This is a genomic window from Thorsellia kenyensis, assembly GCF_042432445.1.
Classification (GTDB): domain Bacteria; phylum Pseudomonadota; class Gammaproteobacteria; order Enterobacterales; family Thorselliaceae; genus Thorsellia; species Thorsellia kenyensis.
This window is the reverse complement of the sequence record NZ_JBHLXE010000082.1, coordinates 1-633: the sequence shown is the minus strand read 5'-3', so window position 1 is coordinate 633 and position 633 is coordinate 1. Positions and strand designations below refer to the sequence as shown.

Annotated in this window: 1 protein-coding gene; it reads right to left on the bottom strand. The window is 40.3% G+C overall.

Annotation, left to right across the window (positions count from 1 at the left end; translation table 11 throughout):
• Positions 1-167 precede the first annotated feature (167 nt).
• The coding region (locus tag ACFFIT_RS13410; protein ID WP_385876968.1) for a ShlB/FhaC/HecB family hemolysin secretion/activation protein at positions 168-633 on the bottom strand (466 nt) is incomplete at its 5' end.

Sequence of the window (633 nt, the reverse complement as noted above, 5' to 3'; positions counted from 1 at the left end):
ATAACGGAGTTTGTTCATTTGAAAATTCCTATGTTAATTGTATTGTGTTTTAAATAGGTGCTCATCGTTTACCATTCGACTATTAAAATAGATTATGAACACCCATAACAAAATAAGCCACCACAACGACTTCTAGTGCTGAGAATCAAATTTATGGCTTTGAATAACTAAAATTCATAATTTAGGGTAAAAGCAAACATTAGATCGTCAGTAATAAAGCCATCTGGTTTAGAAAGGGGGAGTCCCATATATAAATCATACCCAAAATTTTGCCAATTCCCCCTAAGTCCCAGTGCAGCACCCGCTAAGTGTCTACCCAATAAAAACTCCGCATCCGGCCCATTGACGACACCATAATCCGTTGCTAAATACACTTGATAAGCCAAAGAGGGAGCATGCCACGCGAATTCACCTCGGGTAAAGCGTCCATTGTCGGCACTTAAGGTGCGTTCTCCATCAAAACCTCTGACACTGTAACGACTGCCAATGGAGAACTGGTCTTGTGAGGTCAAGCGATTAACGGCAATTTGTTGCTGATGTTGCAAAGAGAAACTAAATTGTTCTTGCTCAATTTTAAATGGTAAGTAAAGGCCTGCATCGAATTGCCAAATTTTTGCAAGCGCCGTGCCTTCA